This is a genomic window from Acidimicrobiales bacterium (genome assembly GCA_035540975.1).
Taxonomy (GTDB): domain Bacteria; phylum Actinomycetota; class Acidimicrobiia; order Acidimicrobiales.
Genome location: DATLFN010000150.1, coordinates 1 through 7,849, shown reverse-complemented (window position 1 = coordinate 7,849; position 7,849 = coordinate 1). Strand labels below are relative to the sequence as shown.

Here is a 7,849-nt window from a genome sequence, read left to right as displayed (position 1 = left end):
TTCCGCCGCAACGGCGCGGCGGCCGGTTCGAGGGGGCGGACGCTTCCCGGGGGGACCGGACAGGGGGCGGGACCGCCGAAAGGCGCCTCTCCGGAGGCGCCTTTCGGCGCGTCCGGAGGCGGACCGAAGCTCCCCGGCCGCCGTCAGCGGCGAACGGCCACGATCCAGTCCTCGTCCCGGCGGACGACCTCCCAGGCGGGAGCGATCGAGACCAGCTCGGCCAGCGGCCGGGACCGCTGCCAGAGGACGACGTCCACGCCGTACCGGTCCAGGCGCTCCTGCCAGCCCTCACGGCCGTCGAGGAGGGCGATGGAGTCGCGGATGAGCGGCGCCGGGTACATGTCGAAGCGGTCGTCGAAGAAGACCCGGCCGTCGGTGCCCCGCCGGGCGATGAGGTAGTTGCCCACGTAGTCCTGGGTGGCCACCCGGCGGCCCAGCAGGCCCTCCGACTCCATCCAGCGCACCTGGGCGACCGGGTACTTCTCCAGGTCGTAGGCGGGCCCCTGGAGGGCCGTGACGACCAGTACGACACCCACCGCCCCGAGGCCGGCGCCGGCGACGGCCGTGAGGCCGCTGCGGCCCTCGGCCCGCACCGTCCCGAGCCCGGAGAGCCCCCGGGCCAACACCGGGGCGAGCACGATGGTGGCCAGGGGGGAGTTGCGCACCGCGATGCACGCGGCCGCCCCGAAGACGACGGCGGGCAGGCCGTCCTCGAACGACCGGCGGCGCGAGCACAGCAGCAGGGCCAGCAGCAGCATCCCGAGAAGGGCCAGGTTCGGCGGCCTCGAGAAGTTCGGCGACCTCCACTCGGAGACGCGCGAGAGCAGGTCGTTCCGCGACAGCAGCTCGAGCGGGAACACCAGGAGCCGGGGGCCCAGCGGGTTCAGGGCCCCGAGCAGCGTGCCGACGCCGGCGAGGACCGCCAGCCGGGGAAGGTTGCCGGGCGGCGCGCCGTCGATCCTGCGCCCGACCAGGCGGGCGCCGAGGTAGACCAGCCCCAGCGGGAAGCTGCCGTGGACGTTCACCCACACCCACATCAGCGGCAGGACGAGCCATGGCGGCGCCTGGTCCCGCTCGGCCAGCAGGACGACGGCGGCCATGATCACCAGCGAGAAGAGCAGCGGGCGCTCGGTCCACGCGCTGGTCCCGACGACGAGCACGGGGGCGACGGCGAGGATGCGCCCGGCCAGCACCCCGGCCGGCCGCGTCAGGAGCCAGACGAGCGCGGCCAGGCCGCAGGTCAGGGCGGCCCGACCGAGCTGCACGCCGTTGCCGCCCGCGGCCCGCTCGGCCAGGGCCATGAGCGTCGAAGCCAGCCACGAGTACACGGTCCACGGCTCGCCCGCAGCCGTGAAGGAGAACGGGTCCGAACGGGGGATGCCGTCGTCGAGGATGAGCCGCCCGGTGGCGAGATGGGTCAGCGCCGAGTTGTCACCGAGGGGCCGCAGGCCGACGGCCAGCCCCCACAGGGCGACGGCGCCTCCGGCCAGCGCGGCGGCCGACGGGGGACGCAGTCGCGGGCTCAGAGGGCGTCGGCGATGTTGAAGAGGGCGGGCCCCAGGACCACCACGAAGAGCGACGGGAAGATGCAGAACACCATCGGGAACAGCATCTTCACCGGCGCCTTCTGGGCCCGCTCCTGGGCCAGCTGGCGCCGGCGCACCCGCATCTCCTCGGCCTGCTGGCGGAGGATGCGCCCGATCGAGATCCCGAAGGTGTCGGCCTGGAGGAGGGCCAGGACGAACGACTTGACCTCCTGCACCCCGATGCGGGTCTCCATGGCCCGGAGGGCCTCGGCCCGGCTCGAGCCGGCGCGCACCTCGCCGATCATCCGGGCGAACTCCTCGGACAGCGGCCCGGGGACCGACTGGACGGTGCGGTCCAGCGCCTGCTCGAACCCGAGCCCCGCCTCCACGCTGATGGTGAGGAGGTCCAGCACGTCGGGCAGTCTCATCTGGATCTCGTACTGGCGGTCGGCCACCTTCCGGTTCAGGGTGGCGTCGGGGCCGAGCACGAGCAGCAGGGCGAGGAAGAGGAACACCGCCAGCGGGGTCCGCCCCTCCAGCGGCAGCACGAAGAACGAGACGATGAAGGCCACGGGCACCAGGGCGATGGTGACCACCCGGACGGCGAGGAACCGGTCCAGGTCGTCGGCCCGGCTCTTGCCGGCGTGGTTCAGCTTCTCGGCGGACTTGGCGACGTAGTCGGCGGGTGTGAACCGGCGGCCGAGGCCGACCAGGCTCCGCATGAGGGGGGCGAGGACGCGGGTCTCGAAGCCGGCGGCCAGCTCCAGCTGGCGCGACGGGACGGCGGCGACGGCGTCGTAGTCCTCGAGCTGCTGGAGCGAGGAGCGGAAAGCCGCTCGCTCGGCCAGCTGGCCGGCGAGCGCCCAGAACACCAGGGTGAGAGCGCCGAAGACGGAGGCGATGGCGAGGATGAGCATGGGTCAGGTCTCGATCGTGATGATCTTCTTCATCCACGCGAACCCGGCCACGCCGACCACCAGCGCACCGACGACCATGAGCTTTCCGGCCGTGCGGTGGAACAGCGGGTCGAGGTACCCGGGATTGAGGACGTAGACCGCCAGGCCGATGGCGAGGGGCAGGATGCCGAGGACGATGGCGCTGATCTTGCCTTCGGCGGTGAGGGTGTTGATCTCCCGGCGCAGCCGCTCCCGGGCCACCATGGTCTCGCTGACCGTCTGGAGCAGCTCGGCCAGGTTGCCGCCGACCTCCCGCTGGATCCGGATGGCCATCACCGCCCAGTCGTAGTCGGCCGAGCCGACCCGGCGGGCCGAGTCGGCGAACGCCTGCTCCAGGGGCCGCCCCAGGCGCGCCTCGCTCAGCACCCTCCGCAGCTCCTTGGCCATGGGGTCGCCGACCTGGTCGGTCGTCGCCTCGGCGCCCTGGAGCAGGGAGTAGCCGGCCCGCAGGGTGCTGGCGAGGAGCTGGAGCATGTCGGGGAGCTGGGAGGTGAACGCCTTCTTCCGACGGGTGGCCAGGGCGTTCAGGACGGCGACGGGGACGAGGGCGGCGAGGAACACGGCGACGAACGCTCCGAACAGCCCGGCCAGGAACAGGCCGACCACACCGACGATCACCACCCCGACGCCGTAGAAGAACAGCGCCTCGGCGGGGCGGATGGGGAGATCGGCCTGCTCGAGCTTGGACTCGGCGATGTCCAACAGGCCGCGTTCCTTGGCCAGCCGGGCCGTGGCGTCCACCGCCCGTCTGACGAAGGCGGTCTGGGCCAGGTCCAACTCCGCCCCGCCCTCCGGCCCGCCGGTGTTGGGGCCGTACCCCCGCAGCGTCTCGTCGAGCCCCGACCGGTCGCGCTTGGCCAGGGCGACCACGCCGAGGACGACGAGGGCGGCGGCGACGAACGCCAGCACCACCACGAGGGTGATCCCGAAGGCGCTGCCGAGGAGGCCGGAGAACCGCGACGGCTGGACGACCTGCGGAGCGGTGGCCGTGCCCTCGGCGACGGCGCCGGCGTTGATCGGGCCCGCCGTCGTGCGGGCGCCGGCGGCGGCCAGGCTGATCTCGACCGAGCCGGTGGCGCTCGACGTGTAGGAGATCTCGTACTGGTTCTGGAGGGCGCTCTGGATGTTGCCGTACAGCGACGACAGCTGCCGGGGGTCGGTGGTCTCGACGTACTGGCCGCCGCTGGCGTTGGCGAAGCGGGTCAGCGAGGCGGAGTCGAACTCCCGGCCCGGGAGCCCGACGGCGAAGACGACGGCCTTGGCCGTCAGGATCGAGGCCTCGGCGGCGTCGGCGTTGCTCTGCGACACGGTGTCGGCGCCGTCGGAGAGCACGACCATGTTCGCCTGGAGGTCGGGCCGCTCGGACAGCAGGGTGGCGCCCAGGCGCACGCCGTCGAACAGCGCCGTCTCACCGGTGGCGACGAGCCCCTCGACGGCCGCGGTGAGGTGGTTCACGTCGTTGGTGAAGCCGCTGACCACACGGGGTTGGTCGGCGAAGGCCACGATGGCCACCTGGTCGTTGGCCGACTTCTGGGCGACGAACTGGCGGGCCGCCGCCTTGGCCTGCTCCATCCGGTTCTGGGCCCGCATCGACCCCGAGGTGTCGACCACCAGCACGATGCCGACCGGCGTGTCGGTCTGGCCGAGGGGGATGACCTCGAAGGCGGTGGGGGCGATGATCCTGCCGTTCTCCCGCAGGGCGAACTGGTCGAGACCGGGCGCCGGCCCCTGGACCAGGGCCGAGATGGTGATGGTGGGGAACTGGCTGGAGTCGACCTTGCGGATGATGATCGCGTCGGCTGCTCCGGCGCCGGACGCCCCGAGGACGACGGCGACGGCCGCCAGCACGAGGGCGGCGGCGACTCGCCTCATCGGTGGCCCACGCCCCGCCGGTCCATGCCCTGGTTGATGAACAGGCCGGCGGCCAGCTCGATGCCGACGTCGTGGAGGCGCTCGGCGAACTTGGGGCGGATGCCGGTGGGCCTCAGCTTGCCGAGGAAGCGCCCGCTGGGGTCGACGCCCATGCTCCAGTCGAACAGGAACACGTCCTGCATGATGATCACGTCGCCCTCCATGCCCTGGACCTCGGTCACGTGGGTGACGCGGCGCGTGCCGTCGCGCAGGCGGGTGAGGTGGACCACCAGGTCGAGGGCGGACGCCATCTGCTCCCGGATGGCCCGGATGGGCAGGTCGAAGCCGGCCATGAGGGTCATCGTCTCGATACGGGAGAGGGCATCGCGCGGGCTGTTGGCGTGGATGGTGGTGAGGGAGCCGTCGTGGCCGGTGTTCATGGCCTGGAGCATGTCGAGCGCCTCGCCCGACCGGCACTCGCCGACCACGATCCGGTCGGGCCGCATGCGCAGCGAGTTGCGGACCAGGTCCCGGATGGTGACCTCGCCCCGCCCCTCGATGTTGGGCGGGCGTGCCTCCATCGACAGGACGTGCTCCTGGCGGAGCTGGAGCTCCTTGGCGTCCTCCACGGTGACGATGCGCTCGTCGGAGGGGATGAAGCCGGACAGCACGTTCAGCAGCGTCGTCTTGCCGGTGCCGGTACCCCCGGACACCACGACGTTGAGCCGGCCCTTGACGCACGCCTCGAGGAAGCGCGCGACCTCGGGGTCCAGCGTCCCGAGCTCGATCAGGTCGTTCACCATCAGGGGGTCCTTGGCGAACTTCCGGATCGTCAGGAACGGGCCGCCGATGGCGAGCGGGTGGACGACGGCGTTCACCCGGGAGCCGTCGGGCAGGCGGGCGTCCACCATGGGCGTCGACTCGTCGATGCGGCGGCCCACCTGGCTCACGATCTTGTCGATGATCCGGCGCAGGTGGCCGACGTCCACGAAGGAGACGGGCACCTTGTGGATCTTGCCGAGGCGCTCCACGAAGATCTCCGTGGGGCCGTTCACCATGACCTCGGTGATGGCCGGGTCCTTCAGGTAGCGGTCGATGGGCCCGTAGCCGATCACGTCGTCGGTGACGTCGCGGACGAGCGCCTCGGTGTCGTTCAGCGACATGGGGACGGGCTCGGCGGCCAGGGCGCTGCGCAGCTCGTCCTCGACGCGCCGGCGCAGCTCCATCTCGCTCATGTGGCCGTCCGACATGAGGGGACCGAGCGTCTCGATGAGCTGGTGGTGCACCTTCAGGCGCAGCTCGTCGAGGGCGGCGTCCCGGCGCAGCGGCGCGGCCTGGGTCTCCTGGAGTCGCTTGTAGAGGGACACGCGGCTACCTCCGGCGTGACTTGTCGAGGTCCGGTGACAGGACCTCTGCGAACGCGGTGATGGTGCGGGCGAAACCCGAGCGCGGCGCGTTGGTGACGGCGGGGATGCCCTTGTTCACCGACTGCGGCACGATGATGTCGCTCGGCAGCAGCGCCTCGGCCCGCAGGTGGAGGGTCTTCTCCACCTCGGCGACGTCGAGGCCGACCTTGGCGTTGGCCCGGTTCAGGACGAGGCGCAGCTTGCTCGACGGGGTGCCGAGGAGCTTCAGCGTCTGGAGCCCGATCTTCATGTTCTTGATGCTGGGCACGTCCATCCCGGCGACCAGCACGAGGTCGTCGCTCTCCTCGATCAGGTGGAGGGCGACGTCGCTGAACTGGGTCGGCGTGTCGACGATCACGTAGCTGCAGAACGTGCGCAGCAGGTCGAGGATCGTGTGCATGTCGGCCGGGGTGACCTGGTCGCCGAACGCCGGCTCTCGGGGCGCCGGCAGCACGAGGACCCCGCCCGCGCCGGGCGACAGGAGGCTGCGCAGCAGGGGGGCGTCGAGGCGGTGCATGGCGGACACGGCGTCCACGATGGTGTGGTGCGGCGCCAGCTTGAGCATCACCGCCACGTCGCCGAACTGGAGGTCGGCGTCCACCAGGGCCACCGGCTCGGAGCTGCGCTGGGCCAGCACGACGGCGAGGTTGCAGGCGATGACGGATTTGCCGGACCCGCCCTTGGGCGAGAACACCGTGACCACCTTGCCGTGCACCCCGTCGTCGACGGCGTGGGCGGGAGGGAGGGCCACGAGCCGGGAGGCGATCTGATCGGCCGCCCGCTCGATGGCGGCCTCCAGGTCGCTCGGGTCGGAGTCGAAGGTGACCACGTCGCTCACGCCCGCCCGCATGGCCCGCTGGAGCAGCGAGGTGGTCAGCTCCTCGGCCACGAGGATGGCGGAGAGCGACGGCTGGGTGTGGACGAGCCGGAGCGCCTCCTCGAGCCGGGCCTGGTCGGCGAACTCGGGCCCGAGGACGACGACGGTGAGCCCGGTGCCGGCGCCGCCGACCTCGATCTCGCCGAGGGCCCGGAGGGCCTGGACGTTGGCCCGGCCGTCCAGAGCGCTGCGCAGCCGCGTCTGAAGTGCCGGCTCCAGGCCGACGGCGGCGACCCGGAGGCGGGGCCCGGTGACGGGTTCCACGGTGGTCACACGTCCCTCATCAGGGGGTGAGCTCGGCGGGGAACAGGTTGGCCGGGCCCACGGGAGCCACCGGCGCCGGCTGGTTGTCCGGCGGCACCAGCGTGAGGTAGAGGGTTCCGGCGGCGACGATCCGCGCTGCCGAGATCGGGGGCACCGCGAAGGTGATGAGGTTGCTGCCAGGGTTCACCGCCGCCGCCGTTTCGCCTGCCTCCGGAGCCGCCGACGTGCCGATGGCCAGGATGTTCACGTTCTGGTACAGGTACCGCTGGGCCCCGGTGGCCGGGTCGCTCACAAGGAGGTTCACCTTATCACCGGGCACGAGGAGCCCGGCCACGCCCTGGACCGTGCCGACCGAGACGGTGACGGCCACCTGACCTGCGGGAATGCGCTGCGAGAAGCTGACCTGGGCGACCTTGGGGTCGACGAACATGCCGTCCACCACGACCTGGCCGACCGACAGGGGCGCCAGGGCGACCTTGCCGCGGATGGTCGCCGTGTCGGTGATGGCTGTGGCCGGGCGGAACTCACGGGGGATCTCGTCGGAGCGGATCCGCTCCTCCTGGAGCGCCTGCTCCCCCGGCAGCCCCTTCTCGATGTTCGTGCGCACCACGAACACCCGGACCCGCTCGGCGTCGTCGTACGCCCGGTCCTGCACCGAGTTCAGATAGGCGTAGTTGGCGAAGGCGGCGATGGCGGCGACCACCACGGCTCCGGCAACGATCAGCGTTCGCTTCGCACCCACTCAGCAGTCCCCAATCCCGTCGGTCCTCGACGCCCCCGCCAGCTTCACCATGTATCGACAGCCCCCCGGCGAAAACAACCACTTTCTGCGAACAATCGCTCCGGTCCTACCGGATCCCGCCGATTGCATCCGAGAAGGGTGTCGATCACACTACCCTTGGTGACGGCGGGGATGGCGGGGGGCGGAGGTCGAGTGCTGACGAAGCGGTTCCGGAGACGGGTGGAGCG

At 71.7% G+C, this 7,849-nt stretch carries 6 protein-coding genes; all 6 read right to left on the bottom strand.

Going from position 1 to position 7,849, the window contains the following annotated elements:
* Positions 1-143 precede the first annotated feature (143 nt).
* The 6 genes from VM242_15055 to cpaB all read right to left on the bottom strand — a co-directional run bounded on the left by VM242_15055 (position 144) and on the right by cpaB (position 7,622).
* Positions 144-1,328, bottom strand: coding sequence for a hypothetical protein (locus VM242_15055; GenBank protein ID HVM06482.1), 1,185 nt, complete (start codon positions 1,326-1,328; stop codon positions 144-146).
* A gap of 194 nt (positions 1,329-1,522) precedes the next feature.
* Positions 1,523-2,443, bottom strand: a complete 921-nt coding sequence (locus VM242_15050) for a type II secretion system F family protein (protein ID HVM06481.1) — start codon at positions 2,441-2,443, stop codon at positions 1,523-1,525.
* Positions 2,444-2,446: 3 nt separating this feature from the next.
* The gene (locus tag VM242_15045) at positions 2,447-4,354 is read right to left on the bottom strand and encodes a VWA domain-containing protein (protein ID HVM06480.1); all 1,908 of its coding nucleotides are present in this window, start codon (positions 4,352-4,354) and stop codon (positions 2,447-2,449) included.
* Positions 4,351-5,700 (bottom strand): CpaF family protein, encoded by a 1,350-nt coding sequence (locus VM242_15040; protein HVM06479.1) that lies wholly within the window; start codon positions 5,698-5,700, stop codon positions 4,351-4,353. The genes VM242_15045 and VM242_15040 overlap by 4 nt, the downstream gene beginning before the upstream one ends.
* Before the next feature lie 4 nt (positions 5,701-5,704).
* Entirely contained in the window at positions 5,705-6,889 is a 1,185-nt protein-coding gene (locus VM242_15035) for a P-loop NTPase (protein ID HVM06478.1), read from the bottom strand.
* Positions 6,890-6,899: 10 nt separating this feature from the next.
* Entirely contained in the window at positions 6,900-7,622 is a 723-nt protein-coding gene (gene cpaB, locus VM242_15030; GenBank protein HVM06477.1) for a Flp pilus assembly protein CpaB, read from the bottom strand.
* Positions 7,623-7,849 lie beyond the last annotated feature (227 nt).